At 57.8% G+C, this 17,347-nt stretch carries 16 protein-coding genes and 3 pseudogenes; 9 read left to right on the top strand and 10 right to left on the bottom strand.

Going from position 1 to position 17,347, the window contains the following annotated elements:
* Positions 1–143: 143 nt before the first annotated feature.
* On the bottom strand, positions 144–1,457 hold the full coding sequence (locus tag GIW02_RS00160; protein ID WP_236418335.1) for a sensor histidine kinase: 1,314 nt from the start codon (positions 1,455–1,457) through the stop codon (positions 144–146).
* 219 nt (positions 1,458–1,676) lie between these two features.
* Between GIW02_RS00160 and GIW02_RS00155 the strand changes: the two genes are divergently transcribed.
* Positions 1,677–1,856: a CsbD family protein gene (locus tag GIW02_RS00155; protein ID WP_003191424.1), complete on the top strand. Its 180-nt coding sequence runs from the start codon at positions 1,677–1,679 to the stop codon at positions 1,854–1,856.
* Positions 1,857–1,956: 100 nt separating this feature from the next.
* The gene (locus tag GIW02_RS00150) at positions 1,957–2,205 is read left to right on the top strand and encodes a CsbD family protein (protein ID WP_083221824.1); all 249 of its coding nucleotides are present in this window, start codon (positions 1,957–1,959) and stop codon (positions 2,203–2,205) included.
* 305 nt (positions 2,206–2,510) lie between these two features.
* Here the strand turns inward: GIW02_RS00150 and GIW02_RS27100 are convergent, their stop codons facing one another.
* The 4 genes and pseudogenes from GIW02_RS27100 to GIW02_RS00130 all read right to left on the bottom strand — a co-directional run bounded on the left by GIW02_RS27100 (position 2,511) and on the right by GIW02_RS00130 (position 4,893).
* A complete protein-coding gene (locus GIW02_RS27100; RefSeq protein WP_419789540.1) occupies positions 2,511–2,897 on the bottom strand; it encodes a DUF7693 family protein in 387 nt (128 codons plus the stop codon).
* 156 nt (positions 2,898–3,053) lie between these two features.
* Positions 3,054–3,662 (bottom strand): annotated as a pseudogene (locus GIW02_RS00140) (histidine phosphatase family protein); the annotation flags it as partial.
* A gap of 68 nt (positions 3,663–3,730) precedes the next feature.
* Positions 3,731–4,051: a hypothetical protein gene (locus GIW02_RS00135; protein ID WP_206199171.1), complete on the bottom strand. Its 321-nt coding sequence runs from the start codon at positions 4,049–4,051 to the stop codon at positions 3,731–3,733.
* A 374-nt stretch (positions 4,052–4,425) separates the two neighbouring features.
* Entirely contained in the window at positions 4,426–4,893 is a 468-nt protein-coding gene (locus GIW02_RS00130) for a transcriptional regulator (RefSeq protein ID WP_122822211.1), read from the bottom strand.
* 297 nt (positions 4,894–5,190) lie between these two features.
* Between GIW02_RS00130 and GIW02_RS00125 the strand changes: the two genes are divergently transcribed.
* Both GIW02_RS00125 and GIW02_RS00115 read left to right on the top strand, forming a co-directional pair.
* Positions 5,191–5,745: a hypothetical protein gene (locus GIW02_RS00125; protein ID WP_236418337.1), complete on the top strand. Its 555-nt coding sequence runs from the start codon at positions 5,191–5,193 to the stop codon at positions 5,743–5,745.
* Between the two features lie 643 nt (positions 5,746–6,388).
* On the top strand, positions 6,389–6,592 hold the full coding sequence (locus GIW02_RS00115; RefSeq protein ID WP_064053019.1) for a hypothetical protein: 204 nt from the start codon (positions 6,389–6,391) through the stop codon (positions 6,590–6,592).
* A gap of 33 nt (positions 6,593–6,625) precedes the next feature.
* Here the strand turns inward: GIW02_RS00115 and GIW02_RS00110 are convergent, their stop codons facing one another.
* Positions 6,626–7,441: a DUF1206 domain-containing protein gene (locus GIW02_RS00110; protein ID WP_122822210.1), complete on the bottom strand. Its 816-nt coding sequence runs from the start codon at positions 7,439–7,441 to the stop codon at positions 6,626–6,628.
* Between the two features lie 431 nt (positions 7,442–7,872).
* Here GIW02_RS00110 and GIW02_RS27095 point away from each other — a divergent pair.
* The 5 genes and pseudogenes from GIW02_RS27095 to GIW02_RS00090 form a co-directional block, all read left to right on the top strand.
* Positions 7,873–8,583 (top strand): annotated as a pseudogene (locus GIW02_RS27095) (hypothetical protein); the annotation flags it as partial.
* Positions 8,572–9,204: pseudogene (locus GIW02_RS00105) on the top strand (nicotinate phosphoribosyltransferase); the annotation flags it as partial. The pseudogenes GIW02_RS27095 and GIW02_RS00105, both read left to right, overlap by 12 nt.
* 75 nt (positions 9,205–9,279) lie before the next feature.
* Complete coding sequence (gene nadE, locus GIW02_RS00100) at positions 9,280–10,095, top strand: ammonia-dependent NAD(+) synthetase (protein WP_236418157.1); 816 nt, start codon at positions 9,280–9,282, stop codon at positions 10,093–10,095.
* An 86-nt stretch (positions 10,096–10,181) separates the two neighbouring features.
* A complete protein-coding gene (locus tag GIW02_RS00095; protein ID WP_236418158.1) occupies positions 10,182–11,537 on the top strand; it encodes an MATE family efflux transporter in 1,356 nt (451 codons plus the stop codon).
* 40 nt (positions 11,538–11,577) lie between these two features.
* The gene (locus GIW02_RS00090) at positions 11,578–12,756 is read left to right on the top strand and encodes an MFS transporter (protein WP_236418159.1); all 1,179 of its coding nucleotides are present in this window, start codon (positions 11,578–11,580) and stop codon (positions 12,754–12,756) included.
* Here GIW02_RS00090 and ispG read toward each other — a convergent pair.
* The 4 genes from ispG to GIW02_RS00070 are packed head-to-tail and all read right to left on the bottom strand — an operon-like array spanning position 12,718 to position 17,196.
* The gene (ispG, locus tag GIW02_RS00085) at positions 12,718–13,995 is read right to left on the bottom strand and encodes a flavodoxin-dependent (E)-4-hydroxy-3-methylbut-2-enyl-diphosphate synthase (protein ID WP_236418160.1); all 1,278 of its coding nucleotides are present in this window, start codon (positions 13,993–13,995) and stop codon (positions 12,718–12,720) included. The two genes, GIW02_RS00090 and ispG, sit on opposite strands and share 39 nt — an antisense overlap.
* Positions 13,996–14,013: 18 nt before the next feature.
* Complete coding sequence (ispH, locus tag GIW02_RS00080; protein ID WP_236418161.1) at positions 14,014–14,943, bottom strand: 4-hydroxy-3-methylbut-2-enyl diphosphate reductase; 930 nt, start codon at positions 14,941–14,943, stop codon at positions 14,014–14,016.
* Entirely contained in the window at positions 14,940–16,766 is a 1,827-nt protein-coding gene (dxs, locus tag GIW02_RS00075; RefSeq protein WP_236418162.1) for a 1-deoxy-D-xylulose-5-phosphate synthase, read from the bottom strand. The genes ispH and dxs overlap by 4 nt, the downstream gene beginning before the upstream one ends.
* Entirely contained in the window at positions 16,759–17,196 is a 438-nt protein-coding gene (locus GIW02_RS00070; RefSeq protein WP_236418164.1) for a hypothetical protein, read from the bottom strand. Before GIW02_RS00070 ends, dxs begins: the two co-directional genes overlap by 8 nt.
* Positions 17,197–17,347: the final 151 nt, after the last annotated feature.

Raw genomic sequence — 17,347 nt, 5'->3', positions numbered from 1 at the left:
GGTCAGACTTGCCACTGATTCTAACATCTACGGATCAGCCCGTTGGTCGCACAACCTGTATTGGCCATACACTTACGGAACAACAGCGTATCAGGCCGGCATACAGGCAAATCATGTCAAGAAGGTTACTTAAGCCACGATGATTATGTGGGAATAATCGCAAAGTCGATTCGACCCAATGATTTCAAGTACAAAGATACGACTGTTCCCTTGTCGGGTGCATTATCCACCATGACCGTGCCCCCAGCGTTCTCTGCGAACTTACGGACTTGCGATAAGCCCAAGCCCGTACCTTTTCCTCTTTCCTTTGTGGTGAAAAAAGGATCAAAAATTTTAGCCGCCAGGTCATCTGGTATACCTGGCCCGGTATCAGTGACGCTGAGCACGACGTAATTGCCTCCAGCCAGTGTTACGTCATCATCAACCCGCATCAGTCGCGTTGAAATGCAGATACTTCCTGCTGGCCCGAGCGCATCCCTGGCATTTGTGAGAAGGTTCAAGACAGCTGCATTCAACTGGGCTTCTTCACACATCACTGCGGTGTCGGGGGCTGACAGGTCGAAAGTCAGCTCAACACTTTCGGTCGCGGTGCGAGACAACACATCGCGCATTGCATCAAGTCGAGCATTAACGTCAACGCACACCAAATTTGGGCTGTCGAGTCGAACACAAGAAAGCAGATGATTGACCAACTGCCGTCCCTGTTCGACCGCCTGCAATCCGGTATCACTAAATTGCTCGACGGCTTTTGGTCGTCTGGCGCGCAAGCGGATCATCTGCAAACTTGCGCTTAGCGCTTGAAGAATATTGTTGAAGTCGTGCGCAATACTGGCCGTGACCATTCCCAAGGAGGAGATACGCTTGGCGTGACGCAGTGACTCTTCGGCCACTTGATTAAGTGCATTCGCCTGAGCCAGTTCTTGTTCAAGCATTTCTGCTCGACGCTCTATTTGATGTCTGAGCAGGCGCAATTGCAACAACGAAGCGGTCTGTCTCGCCAATGCCAACAATGCCGTGCGCTGTGGTGCTGTCAGGGTTCGCGGCTTGGTATCAATCACGCACACCGTACCCAGAGCGTGCCCCGTATCGTCAATGATAGGAGCTCCCGCGTAAAAGCGAATGTAGGGCGGGCCAAGCACCAGCGCGCTGTGTTCAAAGCGCGGGTCGAGTCTGGCATCTTCGACAGTCAACACATCGGCGGGAGCCAGGATCGCGTGCGCGCAAAACGCCAGATCCCGATGCGTCTCCCTCACGTCCAGCCCGACGCACGCCTTGAACCACTGACGTTCTCTATCCACCAGAGAAACCAGCGCGACCGGTACTTCACACAAGGTGCTCGCGAGCACGACGATATCGTCGAATTCTTTCTCCGGAGCTGAGTCCAGCACCCCGAGATGCTCTAGCGACAGGGCTCTTTCATCCTCGTTCGGAGGAAAGGGGGCAGGAATGTGGGGCATCTGATTATGCATCGCTGAGGGCAGTAGGGCGATCATGCTGTTTTGATAGCTTGGACAGCAAGAAATTGTTTCTCCATCCGAACAGCGATGTATCTGTTTCCAGATAGCACTCGAAGGGCCGGCGACGAGTGGTAGTCGTCAACCGTGGAACTCCCGGTCGCAGTCGCCAGTCAATTTTTCTGTCCAGATAGGACACCTATTCCTAACCGGGAGACAGCCATGAGTGGTACTTCAGACAAAATCAAAGGCCTGGCCAACGAAGCTATCGGTAACGTGAAGCAAGGTGTCGGCAAAGTCACAGGCAATGAGAAGCTACAGGTCGAAGGTGCCATCCAAGAAAAGAAAGGTGAAGCACAGCAAGTGGCTGGCAAGGTCAAAGACGCCGTAGACAAAAAGTAGTTCTAGGCGGTAACACCGTTTCGCTGGGATGGCTATCGGATGGTAGCCATCGCAGTTCACTCATTCTGAGCTTCCAACTTATACGAAGGTTTAATCAATCATGAGAAGTGAGCAGGTAGAAGGCGTTGTAGAAAAGGTTGCCGGTAAAGCCCAAAGCGCAGTCGGAAAACTGCTTGGTGATTCGAAGCTGGAAGCCGAAGGTGCGGGACGCCAAGCTGCCGGTCAGCTGACTCAAACCTATGGCGATGCCCTGGACAGCGTATCCACGTTCGTTAAAGAGAAACCAGTTGCTGCAATCGCGATTGGTGCAATTGCTCTGCTGGTTCTAGACCGTCTCTTTCGCCGCTGAGTAAGGAAAAGGACGTTTCGACAGGGGTGCTCCATTTAACTTTTATCGCCTCCGTCCCCTAGAACTGTCCATCAGCGGGCTGCGGGGGTACGAGGGCAGGTATGCACAATTCACTTCCATCCAAGCAGCACGTCCAAATTACGACGAGGCTATTGGGCCACAAATCTCTTGGAAGGGTGACTTGGGGTCAGTAGCAAGCGGAGCACGCAGGCGGGAGGATTGAAGCCCACATGGCCAGGACTCGGCAACATCGATGCTTGGTTTACGACAGCCGTCCTCGTAGAGGCCCGTTCGAACTTGGCTCCCTAGAGCGCTTTCAGGAGACGCTCAAGCGTCTGATGTTCCCAAGTGCTGAGCAACGCTATTGGGTCAGTACCAAAGCGATCTCCAGAGTCAAACGACCAGCGTCGCCCATCAGAGCTGATGCACTCTTCGCAGTAGTCGAGCGTGTCACATTCGTTGTAGATCGATATCCGCCAACCCTCGACGCTCACCACGAAATGGCCCGCATAAATCTCATCCCAAGACGGCTGACTGACCCTGGTCATCGACCGTCGCTCGAAGATGACCTCTCGCAATAATTGGCATACCTTTCTCGCTGAGATCTCCGCCGTAGTGTTTCCGCTAACGCTACCTACTTGGGATGAACGAGCTGCGGTTCTGGCCTCTTTCAGCCTTTGCTCAGCGTACATAGCCGGATCATCGTCTGGCGGAGGGTAGCCTGCTGCTGCGAGAGTTTCGGCGCGCTCCTCAATGAGCAGACGTTCGGGATCTCGAGTGACTTGATAAGCTCTGCCCGGCACGCGCCAAGTGGAGTCCATTTGTGGCTCCCTAGTGGCTGACCGGCTTACTTTCCAATCGGCTTCGTCGGTATCTTTCGAAAGCAGCCGTTCACCACAATTGGGCACGTGGTTCGCGATTTCATACTCACGCCAGTCCACCATAGCTCCGGCATCAATGCCGAGCGTCTTGCGCTCAATCAGCCAGGCAACAGCGTTAATGAACTGGCCGTGAGAGTACGCAGCGATGTTTTGGGCGGGGTGCTCTGCAAGACACTCCAAGAAAGACTGAGCTCTAGCTATGAAATCTAGAAATGACTCAGCGCCTTGACCATCCGTGAAACCAGGATCTGCTTTGGCCCAATACGCCTCCACCCATTCGCGCCGATCAGCGACGGTTGTGCCAGTGCACCGCGCGGGTTCAAGGTAAGTGAATTCTTGGATGGGCCAAGTTTCAAAAGGGATATGAGGAAACACCGCTGCGGTCGCCATAGCGGTTGAGTGCGCTCGGGTGAAAGGCGAGGCAACGATCAGAGCCGGAGCATGGTTGAACGACAATGCCACCAGCTGCGCTTGCTCAACTCCTCTCGGGGTCAGAGTAATGGTCGCATGATCTAAAGTGGCTTCGCCCGCGTTCGCAGCGCTTTCTCCATGTCGTATTAGTCTCACATGCTTCATTTACGAACTACTCGCACAGATTCGGCCATCATTTCTCTTCGATCCCCAAGGTTACTGGTACTCAACCTTCAATCAAGAAGCCTCGACAGCAATCCCTCTATCTGGGTGCCTGCATGCTTGAATTTAAGCTCTTCGAGCTTAGCTTCCCTTCGTTCGCCGGTGAGCAAGCTGAGTCCGTGAAGCGCATTAAGCAACTTCTGAGACTCACCAATTTCCGAACGCAAAGTCAGCCAGGCAGTGTTCACTCGACGAGCTAACTCGTCGGCCTCATGGCTCAAGCGTTGTGACTCAATTAGCTTGTTAGCGTTGGTGGTGGCCTTAAGATGACCTAAAGCCTGCTCAAGTTCGTCCAGTAGCTCGGTAACAGCCTCCGACTGGTCAAGTGACACGGGGCGCCCCTCTACATAAATCGTGTCCGCCTGAACGCAATAGACAGCTAGTGGCCCTTCCTTACTCAATTGCCACCTAGCAAGTGACCAGCCCGTATTGTCCACCCCGCGACTGCACCTTCCAACAGAAATATGGACAGACAGGATGACTGCACTCCACTGCTCAGGGCTGAGGTATACCTAGTTTCTTCCGTCGATGGAAATAACCAGAACAAGCGGAGCGCGCAGGCCTGTAAGGCCGGAGGCGCGAGGATGGAAGCCCAAGGGGCCATGACTTGGCGTCAGCCATGGCATGGTTTACGACAGCCGACCCGATAGGGCGCGCCATAAACCGCGATTTGCTTAGATTGCAGGATTGCTGATGTTCTGCAGACTTATGTATTCCAATATTTTTGGACTGTGCTTCTGGCAACGCCGAGCTTTTCAGCGATTGTTTTCCTGTCGAAACCTTGCGCTTTCAGGGCTCGAATGTAAATCGCATTAACGGGCCGCTTTGGCTTTCCCTGGGAGCGCTTGATGAGCTTTCCATCACGGAATTGCTCCTCTACCAACTGCCACCCTCCGGACATCTCGAATTCCCTGATTCGCAGGGCAGTACGTTGCAAAGCCTCGGATGGAAGTTCGTCACCTTGCGCAGCAATGGCGAGAGTGACCATAGTCAAAAGGTCGAGTCCTAGGTAGTCAGCGATCTCGTCCAGTTTCTCCAGCGTCGCATTCGCTCTGGCTTGCTCAAGCTTCCCCACGTACGTTCTGTGCGTTGCCCCCGCCAACTCTTCGTAACTCAACCCCTGATGAGCACGAGCTCCTCGCAATGCTCCTGCCAGCGCTTCTTTCAGATGCATGAGTCGGATCCTCAAAACTGAGGATAGAGCCACGGCAAGCGTGTTTCGATAAACAGATCATAGTGATATTATCGTGGCATTAGGTTTGTCAGGCGGTCGTCGATCAAGGCGCCACGGTGTCAGGAGCGATGGTTGATCAGAAGAGCGGGTGGTGGGACATGGCTCGGTGGCCTTGATGCGAGCCGCTCCATAGAGCGTGCATTGGATAGCCTCCGCATGCCTCCCTGCAACCATCATAGAAGGCTTCCTGGCATGAACTGAATGCGGTTTTTTAAGCGAAGGCAGGGATAGTGAGTGATGAAGTTCGATTGCGTGAAAGTTTCAGGAAAAGTTGACTACGTCCGATCTGTTGATCGAATGAACGGCGGACATAAAGCTAAAGTCAGCATTGATGGTGCAGTTATCCCGAATTTGCAAGTGTCGAACAAGTTTTACGAAGAGTTAGAGGTCGGCGAGAGTGTAACTCTATATGGCTTGTTTAAAAGAAATAATGACAAAGAAAAAAACACAGGCATTTTGTACGGCTTAGCAAAGCAAAACGGCGAGAAATCATTTGCAACCCAGTATAGATATCAAGTCCCGCTTTTCCTGACGGTCACTGCGGCCATCGCATTTTGCTTAACTTTCGTCGCCGGTTGGATAGCTTCGATATTTCCAGTGCTGTTTTTCTTTGGGGAAAATTCAGATTATATGTATACCACTACGGTATTTGCAGTAATTGAGTCGAGCTTGGTTGCCGCCTTTTTCCTGTGGAGGGCATGGGTGATGTTCAACGCTACGTCTGACCCTGAAGCTTGGGAGACTACCGAAGCTGCAGTGCTATCGAGTCGCTTTAGTAAGCTCCATAAGTAATAATCCTGTACCTAGGGGACGGTTGCACCTGCTCCGGATTCGGACTCGCTGCGCCAGTATTTCCTTTCCATGCGAGTATCAGGCAAGCGGAGCGCGCAGGCGTGCTGGATGAAAGCCCGGAGGGCCGAGACGTGGCTTGCCACGGCTCGGTTCACGCCAGCCACCCGCCGCAGGCGGCACGCCATAGCTACTGCCCGATATCAAATCAACAAGGATGCGGCTGAAATGACCCACGATGAACTCCGTCAGCTTGAGGGCGCTAGGCGAAGGGCTCTGTGGGCGCTTGCCAGCCTCCGTCCTGGCGATCCCAATGCATCCGAGCTCCTTGCCACCCTTGATAAGCTCGACGACTTAGATCTAAACGCTACGTCCTCTACTCAGAAGCCTCTCGAACTCATTGAGGTTCGTAGTTCTGTCTCGGTGGAGCGTCATCACTCCGGAATCGACATCATCTTGGAACATACCATTCCGCAACCCTGGAGGGAGCGTTTCCATCAGGCAAGCATCGGGTCGACCAGGTTGGTCGATGGGCCATACGCTTCAGACTGGGATAAATTCCTGGAGAGTTGGGAAGCAGAGATCCGGCACCTAGAGCAGCATAGGGCCGCAAGACATCAATGAAAAAGACTGAGCGGGTGAGGGCATGGGACAAGACGATGACACGGTGTACTGCGATATCCAGATGCCGCTAGCCCAGGGCCGAGAGCTTCTGGAATTAGTAAATGCACTCCGAGAATCGAGAGCTCACCCGCGTCTCGACAGAGTCTTCGAGCACATGCAAGACGAACTCAGCACGTCCATCGATATCGTAGATAACCCGCCAACATGGGGGCCTTGGTGCGAGTAAGGCTCCGCATGGCTGTAAGACTTCCGTTTCTCATCAACCCCTGCTCGGCACTCCCGGCACATCCATGTTGATCTTGCGCCAAAAGGCTTCAGAGAAACTGTAAACCGAGAAAGCAATCAGCCCTAAGGCCATCACCATCAAAATCAACCAACCAGCTGGCAGATTTTGGAGCGCATCAAGTGATTCCTTCATACCAGGTGGATCCATGGCTTGATAAGTGGAACCGCTTATTGCCAGTAGCAACGCAATTTCTAGGAACACGACTCCACGGGCAATTAGTCCGAATCGTGATACAGGGCGTATGTAGCGCATGACGTCCTCGTCGGCCTCAAAATATTTCTCGAACGACGCTTTCCATCCCTTGATGATGTGAGCAATACCCACACCAAGGGGAACGAGAGCAATCAGGTACACCAACAAATTCGAGTGATCCCAAGACAAAAAATGCGCTAGCCAGTCTTTGGTCTGCCCACCGGAATTGCCCGAGCTTCTAATGCCGCTAATGAGCAGGCCCAACGCGAAAAACGCGAGAGCGCCGTTGACCATACCTCCCGCGAACAGGCCTGCGCGAATCACCAAGCCTTTGAATTTTTTGCCGTGGTGATCGACATCACGGGTAGCTTGTAGGACGCGCCAAGCTGCGAATGCGAATAGTCCCGCCACCACAAGCCCAACCAGAAAATAGCCGAATGGTTGGCTCAGCAATGCTTCCAGGCTCTTGTGGCTGTCCTTCGGTTTTGTCGAGTCTTGTGCTGCGAGCAACGCGAAAATACCGATGATCAAATAAAGCAATCCCCGAGCGGCGTACCCTCCTCGAGCAAGTATTACTAGGCTGTTTTGCGCGGACATTCGATGTATTCCCGAGATCTTATACAAGAGCAGACCCCTCTTGTGGGGTGGGGTTCTGTTACCAAGTCGAAGGGTGAAGTGATTTCAAAATCCCCAACGCCTGCCGCATTCTAGATTGCCTCGTCCAAGTATTGTGTCCCCGTTTTGACGGAGTCATCTTCAATTCAGTTCAATAGCCAGGTGAACAGAATATCGTACATGTTCTCGCATGTAGTTTTACGGGAGACCTCAGCAGTGCTGTAGGTACATCATTCTGGGGCGTAAAGATTCATTGGGCTCTCAGATAGCTTTTGTGCCTGGTAGCTAGGTGATGCATGCCATTACGGGCGTTCAGCATGCTCTGGACGATTGCGCTCTTTGAGTGGTCGGTGACAGCAGTGGGGTAGCGTTCAATGCTTGGGATTTTCCACATTGGTTGGAGGAATACGAATAGGGACGATGCCCAAGGTGCTCGTGATGGCCTATTAGCTCTTATTCGAGAGACGCCAGGGAAGGAAGCATTCCTTGCATTGCAGGAGATCGCACAGGCGCACCCTGCCGAGCCATTACGTCCATGGGGCGCATTTTACGCTCATCAGAAAGCTACAGCCGATTCACAGACGTCACCTTGGGAGCCAGCGAAGGTCGTCGAATTCCATGAGTCGCTGGAAAGCACGCCGTCTACCCATCGTGAACTCTGGAGCCTGGCAGTCGATCGCCTTCTGGATTTAAAGCATGATTTAGAAGATGGCGACTCTAGCTATGCAGAAATTTTGCTCCTGACCAATCAGGAGACTTCCATTCGGAAGCTCATCGGGAAATGGTTGAGAGATCGCGCAGTAGGAAGGTACGTCGTTCCTCAGGAAGAGCAGCTTGCCGATGACAAACGTCCGGATTATCGATTCCAGAATAGCCAGACCTACGCGTCCGTACCTGTCGAATTAAAGCTCTCTCAGAACTGGAGCGGCCCCGAGCATTTTGAACGGCTCGAGAACCAGCTCTGCGGAGATTACTTACGCGACGTAAGCTCAAGCTGCGGCATTTTTCTATTAGTGAACCATGGGGGGCAAGCCACTTGGGAGTCGCCCACCAAAGGCCGGGTCGGGTTCGATGAGCTAGTAGACGCTTTACAGGAACACTGGCTGACCATCCCCGGTCAGTTCGTCGGCACCAGTAACGCGCACCTGGCCTATGAGTTCGACCTGCCGCTGATCGGCACCATGGCCCACCAATGGCTGATGGTGCACCAGCAACTGGGCCGCCTGCGCGAAAGCCAGAATGCCGCCCTGGAAAACTGGGTGCGTGAATACCGTGGGCGCCTCGGCATTGCCTTGACCGACTGCATCAGCACCGACTTTTTCCTCAAGGATTTCGACCTGTACTTCGCCAAACTCTACGACGGGCTGCGCCAGGACTCCGGCGACCCCATCGCGTGGGCCGACAAGGTGCTGGCCCGCTACACACAACTGGGCATCGACCCGATGACCAAGGACCTGATGTTTTCCGACGGCCTGAACTTCGAAAAATGTGTGCCGATCCTGCGGCATGTGCGTGGCAAGGCCAGGTTCGGCTTTGGCATGGGCACCAGCCTGGCCTGCGATGTGGACGGTGTGGAGCCGCTGAGCATCGTGATGAAACTGGTGCGGGTGCACGGTGAGCCGGTGGTGAAGTTCTCGGATGACCCGATCAAGAACGTCTGCGAAGACCCGTCGTTTTTGCAGTACGCAGCCCAAGTGTTCTCTGTGGGAGGGGGCTTGCTCCCGAACGCGGTGGGTCAGCATTAAGTGGGTTGGCTGACACGCCGTCTTCGCGAGCAAGCCCGCTCCCACAGGTCAATGTAGGCAACAAAGAGGTGTGACATGCAGATTCAAGACCGTATCGCACAGGAACTGAATATCAACCGCGCATTGGTCGAGGGCGGCGAGCCCCAGGAGATTCAACGGCGCATCGACTTCATCAAGAGCACCCTGCGGCAGTCCGGCTGCAAGGCCCTGGTTCTGGGGATCAGCGGTGGCGTGGACTCCCTCACGGCTGGCCGCCTGTGCCAATTGGCGGTCGAGCAATTGGGCATTGAGGGCTACGCTGCGCGCTTTATCGCCATGCGCCTGCCGTACAAGACCCAAGCGGATGAAGCCGATGCCCAGGCCTCCTTGAGCTTCATCACCCCGGACCACATCGACACCCTCAACATCGCCGCCAGTGTCGACGGCCTGATTGCCAGCCTGAACGCTACCGAAGCCAGCGCCGCGCATGTCGATTTCATCAAAGGCAACGTCAAGGCGCGCACGCGCATGATCGCGCAATACGCCGTGGCCAACCTGCACAATGGCCTGGTGGTCGGCACCGACCACGGCGCCGAAGCGCTGATGGGCTTTTTCACCAAATTCGGCGACGGCGCCTGCGACCTCGCGCCGCTGTCGGGCCTGACCAAAACCCAGGTACGCCTGCTGGCCACCGCCCTTGGCGCACCGGCGAACCTGGTGCACAAACACCCCACGGCTGATCTGGAAGAACTGGCGCCGGGCAAGCTGGATGAGCACGCCTATGGCTGCACGTATGCAGAGATCGACGCGTACTTGATGGGCGAGCCGGTGAGCGAGCGGGTGAAGGCGATTATCGAGTCGGCGTATCTCAAGACGGCCCACAAGCGTGCACAGCCCATCACTCCAAATTGAACCTCAGTCCTGCTAAAGCACGGGAAGATCGGATCCAATTACGGTATAACCCTCGGACGCTTTTGTTCTGCGAGGCCCCATTTTTCATGCAAAACCCTTTGCAACGCCCGTTGTGGCAGGTCTATCTGATCTTCCTGGCGCCGATGGTGCTGTCCAACTTCCTGCAGAGTTTTTCCGGCACGCTCAATGGCATCTACGTCGGGCAAATGCTCGGCACCCAGGCACTGGCGGCGGTGTCGGGAATGTTCCCCATCGTGTTTTTCTTTATTGCTCTGGTGATCGGCCTGGGAGCGGGCGCATCGGTGTTGATCGGCCAAGCCTTTGGCGCTCAGGAAACCGGCATGGTCAAGGCGATCACCGGCGCGACCCTGACGCTTGGTGCGTTGGTGGGCGTGATTGCAGCGGTGCTTGGTAGCCTGTTTGCGCGCCCGGCGTTGCAGGCGCTGGGCACCCCGCTGGATGTGCTCGATGATGCAGTGGGCTATGCGCAGATGATGATGCTGATCATGCCGTTGCTGCTGGTGTTCATCCTCTACACCCAGTTGCTGCGCGGGGTCAGTGACACTATTTCACCGTTGCTGGCCTTGATGGTTTCGACCCTGGTGGGTCTGCTGCTGACCCCGGCGCTGATTCGCGGGTGGATCGGCTTGCCGCCGATGGGTATCCAGAGCGCGGTGTACGCGGGGCTGGTGGGTAACGCGGCGGCCATGCTGTTTCTGATCCTGCGCCTGCGCCATAAAAACCACGTGATGGCGCCGGACCGCGAACTGCTTGCGGCCCTGCGCCTGGACCGCGTTATTTTGGGCAAGGTCTTACGCATCGGCTTGCCCACGGGCTTGCAGATGGTGGTGCTGTCGCTGTCGGAACTGGTCATTCTGGCCCTGGTCAACAGCCACGGGTCACAGGCCACGGCGGCGTATGGCGCGGTGACGCAGATCGTCAACTACGTGCAGTTCCCGGCGCTGTCGATTGCGATTACCGCTTCGATCCTGGGGGCCCAGGCGATTGGCGCCGGCAAGCTGGAGCGCATCGGGCCGATCCTGCGCACGGGTTTGTTGATCAACACCGGCCTGACCGGCGGCTTGATTGTGCTTGGCTATGGGTTGTCGCACTGGTTGCTCGGCCTGTTTATCACCGATGACGCGGCGCGGGTAAACGCCGAACACCTGCTGCACATCATGTTGTGGAGCATCCTGGTATTTGGCTTCCAGGCCGTGATCGGCGGCATCATGCGTGCCAGCGGCGTGGTGTTGATGCCGGTGGTCATCTCGATCTTTTGCGTGCTGTGCGTGGAACTGCCGATGGCGTACCTGCTCAACGCGCACTTTGGCCTTGAGGGCGTCTGGATGGCGTTTCCGGTAACCTACCTGGCGATGCTGGGGCTGCAGACCGCCTATTACCGCTTGGTGTGGCGGCATAAACAGATCAAACGGCTGGTGTGATAAACGGTCGCGCAAATTCCCCACAGAAGGCTTGTGATTGATGGCAAACCCCTACGCCGAGTTGTTCCAGGTCCCTGGCGCCCGGGCTTTTGTATTGGCGGGGATGCTGGCGCGCATGCCAGTGTCGATGACTGGCATCGGCCTGATCACCATGCTTTCGCAGGTGCACGGCGGTTATGGCCTGGCCGGTTCGGTGGCGGCGGTGTTTGCCTTGGCCACGGCGTTTTGTGCGCCGCAGGTTTCACGCCTGGTCGACCGCTACAGCCAGGGCAGGGTGCTGCCGGTGGCTGCGCTGATCGGTGGCGGGGCGTTGCTGATGGTGTTGCTGTGCACCCGTTTGCAGGCGCCGAACTGGACGCTGTTCCTGTTCGCCGCCCTGGCCGGTTGCATGCCCAATATGTCAGCGATGGTGCGTGCACGCTGGACCGAGTTGTACCGAGGCCAACCCAAGCTGCAAACCGCATTCGCCCTGGAATCGGTGCTGGATGAGGTGTGCTTTATCATCGGCCCGCCGATCTCGGTGGGGCTCAGCGTCGTCCTGTTTCCCGAAGCCGGGCCACTGGTGGCGGCCCTGTTGCTGGCAGTGGGCGTGACCACCTTTGTGCTGCAACGTGCGACTGAGCCGCCGGTGCACGCCCATCAGGATCACCACGGGCGTTGGCTGATCGCCTCGCCCTCGGTGCTGATCCTGATGATCTTGCTGCTGGCCATGGGCGTGATCGTCGGCGTGGTGGACGTGGTCAGCGTGGCCTTCGCGCAGCATCAGGGCCAGCCGGCGGCGGCGAGTATTGTGCTGTCGGTGTACGCCATTGGCTCATGCCTGGCAGGCTTGGCGTTTGGCACGCTGACACTCAAGGCGCCGCTGCCCCGGCAGTTTCTGTTTTGTGGCATCGCCACGGCACTGACCACCTTGCCGCTGCTGCTGGTGAGCAATATCCCCGGGCTGGCCGTGGCGATCTTTATCTCCGGGCTGTTTTTCGCCCCCACCCTGATCGTCTCCATGGCCCTGGTGGAGCGGGTCGTGCCGCCCAGCCGCCTCACCGAAGGCATGACCTGGCTGATCACCGGCCTCAGCATCGGCGTGGCCATCGGCGCCGCCAGCTCCGGTTGGATGATCGATCACTTTGGCGCCCCCAGCGGGTTCTGGGTCGCGCAGGCGGCGGGGGCGGTGGTGTTGGCCTCAGCGTTGCTGGGCTATCGGCGCCTGGGCAGAGAGTAATGCCTGCAGGGCCTGATGCTGGCTGCCATAGCGGGCGGCGACATAGGCCTCCAGCAGGCGGATAAAATCCTCGGCAATCGTCTGCCCCTTGAGGGTCATCACCCGCTCGCCATCGATATAAACCGGTGCCGAAGGATGCTCCCCGGCACCGGGCAAGGAGATGCCGATATCGGCCAAACGGCTTTCCCCGGGGCCATTGACCACACACCCCATGACCGCCACCTGCATGCGTTCGACGCCGGGATAATGGATACGCCACAGCGGGGTCTGTTTGCGCAGGTAGTGTTCGATACGCTGTGCCAGTTCCTGGAAAAACACACTGGTGGTACGCCCGCAGCCTGGGCACGCGACCACTTGCGGCGTGAAGGCACGCAAGCCCATGGTTTGCAGGATCTGCTGGGCAACCTGGACTTCCTTGGCTCGTTCGCCGCCGGGGTCGGGGGTGAGGGAAATGCGCAGGCTGTCGCCGATGCCTTCCTGCAGTAACACGGCCAGGGCCGCCGTGGACGCGACAATCCCCTTGGAGCCCATGCCGGCCTCGGTCAGCCCCAGGTGCAGGGGGAAGTCACAGCGCGACGCCAGGGTGCGATAGACCGCGATCAAATCCTGCACATGGCTGACCTTGGCCGACAGCACGATATGGTCGGCAGGCAACCCGACCTCAACCGCCCGCCGGGCGTTGTCCAGCGCCGACACCACCAGCGCCTCGCGCATCACCGCGTCGGCCGCCAGGGGTACGGCGAGGGCGCCATTCGCATCCATCATGCCTGCCAGCAGGTCGGGGTCGAGGCTGCCCCAATTCACGCCGATGCGTACCGGTTTGTCATAGCGACAGGCGACTTCGATCATCTGGCAGAACTGTTCATCGCGCCGCGCGCCCTTGCCGACATTCCCGGGGTTGATCCGGTACTTGGCCAGGGCTTGGGCGCAGTCAGGGTAAGCGGCGAGCAGGCGGTGGCCATTGAAGTGAAAGTCGCCCACCAGCGGCACATCGAGATTGTGCCGGTCCAACCGTTCGCGAATGCTTGCCACCTGAGCGGCGGCCTCGTGGCTATTGACGGTGATGCGTACCAGTTCCGCGCCGGCGCGGGCCAGGCTTTCGACCTGTGCGGCGGTGGCCTGGGCATCCGCGGTGTCGGTGTTGGTCATGGCCTGCACCACGATCGGTGCGCCACTGCCCATGCACACGTTGCCGATGGACACCTGGCGGGTAGCGCGACGCACAATGGGGTTATTCATGGCAGCGATTCCTCTGGCCTATTGGCGGGCAATCAGCCCGCTTGGCGGTTGAAACTGCACGCGTTCTTCGCGGCCCGGTAAGGTCTGTAGTTGCAGCGGGGCGATTCGCGCCAGGGCCGCGATCACGTCTTGCACCGCAGCCTCCGGCGTTGACGCGCCTGCGCTGATCCCCAAGGTCATCTGTGGGGTAAACCAGCAGGTCTGTACTTCACTGCCGTCGGCCACGAGGTAGGCGGGCGTGCCGCTGTCGTTCGCCAGTGCGCGCAGGGTCACCGCGTTTGCGCTATGGGTGTTGCCAACCACCAACAGCACATCCACTTGCCTACACAGCTCACGCACCGCCTGTTGACGGTTTTGCACCGCATAGCAAATGTCGCGGGCGGCAGGCCCGACAATCTGCGGATAGCGCTGCTGCAAAGCGTCGATCACACTGCGGGTGTCATCGACGCTGAGGGTCGTCTGGGTGAGGTAGGCCAGGGGGGTATCGGCAGGAAAGTCCAGGGCGTGGGCTTGCTCGACCGTCTGAATCAAGGTGATTGGCGCGTCGACCTGGCCCAGGATGCCGATGACTTCAGGGTGCCCAGGCTCGCCGATCAGGATCAACTGGTAGCCCTTGGCAGCGTATTGGCGTCCGTGCAGATGCACCTTGGTCACCAGCGGGCAGGTGGCATCGAGCACGTTGAGTTCACGTTGCGACGCCTGGTGTTCCACTGCGCGGGCCACCCCATGCGCGCTGAAAATAGTCACAGCGCCGCTCGGCACCTGCTCCAGGTCCTCTACGAACACGGCGCCCTGGTCGCGCAGGGACTGCACCACATGGCGGTTATGCACGATTTCATGGCGCACGTAGACCGGTGCGCCGAATTGCGCCAGCGCCTGTTCAACCGTGTCGATGGCGCGAACCACGCCGGCACAGAAGCCCCGTGGCTGAGCCAGGATAACGTTCATGTGCAGGCACTCGCGCGGTAGACCGGTGTGCAGGGCAATGGACAGGCCAACGGGTGCTCATCGGCGAAGCGTTGTATGGCGTGCGTGATGCCCTCGGCGTCCAGGCCACACTGGCTCAGGAGCTGCTCAGGTGTACCGTGTTCGATAAAGTGGTCGGGCAAGCCCAGTTGCAGCAGGGGTGGCCGCAGGTTCTGACTGGCCAGGTATTCCAGGCAGGCCGAGCCTGCGCCGCCCATCACGCAACCTTCCTCAACCGTCACCAGCCAATCATGCTCGCGTGCCAGCGCCTGCAGCAGGTGGTGGTCAAGGGGTTTGATAAAGCGCATGTTGGCGAGGGTGGCATCAAGCAACTCTGCCGCTGCCACTGCCCTTTGCGTCATTGAACCAAAGGCCAGGATGGCGATACGTTTGCCGTGGGCCTGGGTACAGGTGCGGCGGATTTCGCCTTTGCCCACCGCCAGTTCGGTCAGCTCGAGTGAGGGCGCGATGCCGCTGCCCGAGCCGCGAGGGTAGCGCACGGCGCAAGGTCCCGGTTGCTGCAGAGCGGTGTGCAACATCTGCCGGCATTCCTGTTCGTCGGCTGGCGCCATCACAGTGAGATGGGGGATGCAGCGCAAATAGGCGATATCGAAGGCGCCCATATGGGTGGCACCGTCAGCGCCAACAATGCCGGCGCGGTCGATCGCAAACACCACCGGCAGTTGCTGCAGGGCAATGTCGTGGATCAGTTGGTCGTATCCGCGTTGCAGGAACGTCGAATAGATCGCCACCACCGGTTTCATGCCATCGGCCGCAAGGCCGGCGGCGAAGGTCAGCGCGTGTTGCTCGGCGATCCCGACATCAAAGTAACGCTCGGCAAACTGCCGCTCGAACGCCACCAGCCCGGAGCCTTCGCGCATGGCTGGGGTGATCACCACCACGCGTGGGTCGCGCTCGGCTTCATCCGCCAGCCACTGGCTGAACACTTGGGTGTAAGTCGGCGCGCCGGGAGCCGCCGGGCGAATGCCTTGGATCGGGTCGAACTTGCCTGGCCCGTGATAGAGCACCGGGTCGGCGGCAGCGGGCGAGTAGCCGTGGCCTTTCTCGGTAATGATGTGCAGCAACTGCGGGCCACGCTGGTTTTTCAGGTGGCGCAATGCGTTGACCAGTCCACCAAGGTCATGCCCGTCGATGGGGCCGTGGTAGGTCAGGCCCATGGCCTTGAACACGCTGGGGTCGTGGCTGCCATGGCGGTCGGCAGTCAGCGCGCCGAGGTGTTCGCGCAGCATGCCCACCGATGGCGAGATCGACATATCGTTGTCATTGAGGATCACCAGAAATGGCAAGTCACGGAACAGCCCCGCGTTGTTAAGCGCCTCGAAGGCCATGCCGCCGCTCAGGGCGCCGTCACCGATCACGGCGATGCAGTGGCGCGCGAGCCCCAGGTTGCGGGCGGCCAGGGCCATGCCAAGGGCGGCCGAAATCGAGGTGCTGGAGTGCGCGGTACCAAAACAGTCGTAGCGTGACTCGCACCGGCGCGGAAAACCCGAAATCCCACCGAGCTGACGAAGGCCGGGCATGGCTTCGCGGCGCCCGGTAAGGATCTTGTGGGCATAGGCTTGGTGCCCTACGTCCCAGACAATCCGGTCATCGGGTGTGTCGAACACGTAATGCAGGGCGATGGTCAGTTCGACGGTGCCCAGGTTGGCCGACAGATGGCCGCCCGTGGCGCTGACGGTTTGCAGGATGAACGCCCGCAGCTCATGCGCCAACGGCCCCAGGGCAGCAGGGTGCAAACTGCGCAGGCAGGTTGGGTTATTCACCGACTTTAATAGTTCATACATAGTCTGCATCTCCACTATGCTCGTCGTGGCGGTCAGCCCATACAATCAACGCGTCATGAATCATTCGCCGAGACGCAGACATAGCGGCAAGTATCGTTAACGGCCCAGTAGTGATAACCGATGATCCAATGATGCAGTTCATTGATATAGCGCCGGACAGCGGGCGTATCTTCGTCAGGTAGTTAATAGCCTGCGCTGGTGCCATAAAAACAAAGCAAGGAACAAGGCCGCTATGAGGGCGGCCAAGTATTTCATAAACTTTTTTGTCGATGCTTAGTATATGTAACTGCCCGAGGATGGGGAGGGTGTTGGCGCCGTAGATCCTGCGTGCGTTTTCGCGAACATGCTGCTCAACCGCGTGAGCCTGCGCTGGAGGCTCGCTTCCAACATGCGCCCACGCAGGGCGAAATGGAATGTTGGTTACATTCATTTGAACCGCTCCACAGTATCTATGGCCTCGGACGATACTGCGGACCTTAGGGCTAATTGTCGTGTGATGAAAAGATATACAGTGAGAGCGTACCTCAATAATTCACGCGGGCTTGAGTTTTGTTAGTGTGGTTTGCAATGGTGGTTATTGT

The sequence above is a fragment of the Pseudomonas syringae genome (assembly GCF_021606685.1).
Lineage (GTDB): Bacteria > Pseudomonadota > Gammaproteobacteria > Pseudomonadales > Pseudomonadaceae > Aquipseudomonas > Aquipseudomonas syringae_R.
Note: the sequence above shows the minus strand (reverse complement) of the source record. Positions and strands in the feature narration are given on the sequence as shown.

What these genes read in the sequence shown, in the direction of transcription:
- GIW02_RS00160 (WP_236418335.1), bottom strand. Translation starts at nt 1,457, where the DNA reads ATGCCCCACATTCCTGCCCCCTTTCCTCCGAACGAGGATGAAAGAGCC.
- GIW02_RS00155 (WP_003191424.1), top strand. Translation starts at nt 1,677, where the DNA reads ATGAGTGGTACTTCAGACAAAATCAAAGGCCTGGCCAACGAAGCTATC.
- GIW02_RS00150 (WP_083221824.1), top strand. Translation starts at nt 1,957, where the DNA reads ATGAGAAGTGAGCAGGTAGAAGGCGTTGTAGAAAAGGTTGCCGGTAAA.
- GIW02_RS27100 (WP_419789540.1), bottom strand. Translation starts at nt 2,897, where the DNA reads ATGTACGCTGAGCAAAGGCTGAAAGAGGCCAGAACCGCAGCTCGTTCA.
- GIW02_RS00130 (WP_122822211.1), bottom strand. Translation starts at nt 4,893, where the DNA reads ATGCATCTGAAAGAAGCGCTGGCAGGAGCATTGCGAGGAGCTCGTGCT.
- GIW02_RS00125 (WP_236418337.1), top strand. Translation starts at nt 5,191, where the DNA reads ATGAAGTTCGATTGCGTGAAAGTTTCAGGAAAAGTTGACTACGTCCGA.
- GIW02_RS00115 (WP_064053019.1), top strand. Translation starts at nt 6,389, where the DNA reads ATGGGACAAGACGATGACACGGTGTACTGCGATATCCAGATGCCGCTA.
- GIW02_RS00110 (WP_122822210.1), bottom strand. Translation starts at nt 7,441, where the DNA reads ATGTCCGCGCAAAACAGCCTAGTAATACTTGCTCGAGGAGGGTACGCC.
- nadE (WP_236418157.1), top strand. Translation starts at nt 9,280, where the DNA reads ATGCAGATTCAAGACCGTATCGCACAGGAACTGAATATCAACCGCGCA.
- GIW02_RS00095 (WP_236418158.1), top strand. Translation starts at nt 10,182, where the DNA reads ATGCAAAACCCTTTGCAACGCCCGTTGTGGCAGGTCTATCTGATCTTC.
- GIW02_RS00090 (WP_236418159.1), top strand. Translation starts at nt 11,578, where the DNA reads ATGGCAAACCCCTACGCCGAGTTGTTCCAGGTCCCTGGCGCCCGGGCT.
- ispG (WP_236418160.1), bottom strand. Translation starts at nt 13,995, where the DNA reads ATGAATAACCCCATTGTGCGTCGCGCTACCCGCCAGGTGTCCATCGGC.
- ispH (WP_236418161.1), bottom strand. Translation starts at nt 14,943, where the DNA reads ATGAACGTTATCCTGGCTCAGCCACGGGGCTTCTGTGCCGGCGTGGTT.
- dxs (WP_236418162.1), bottom strand. Translation starts at nt 16,766, where the DNA reads ATGTATGAACTATTAAAGTCGGTGAATAACCCAACCTGCCTGCGCAGT.
- GIW02_RS00070 (WP_236418164.1), bottom strand. Translation starts at nt 17,196, where the DNA reads ATGAATGTAACCAACATTCCATTTCGCCCTGCGTGGGCGCATGTTGGA.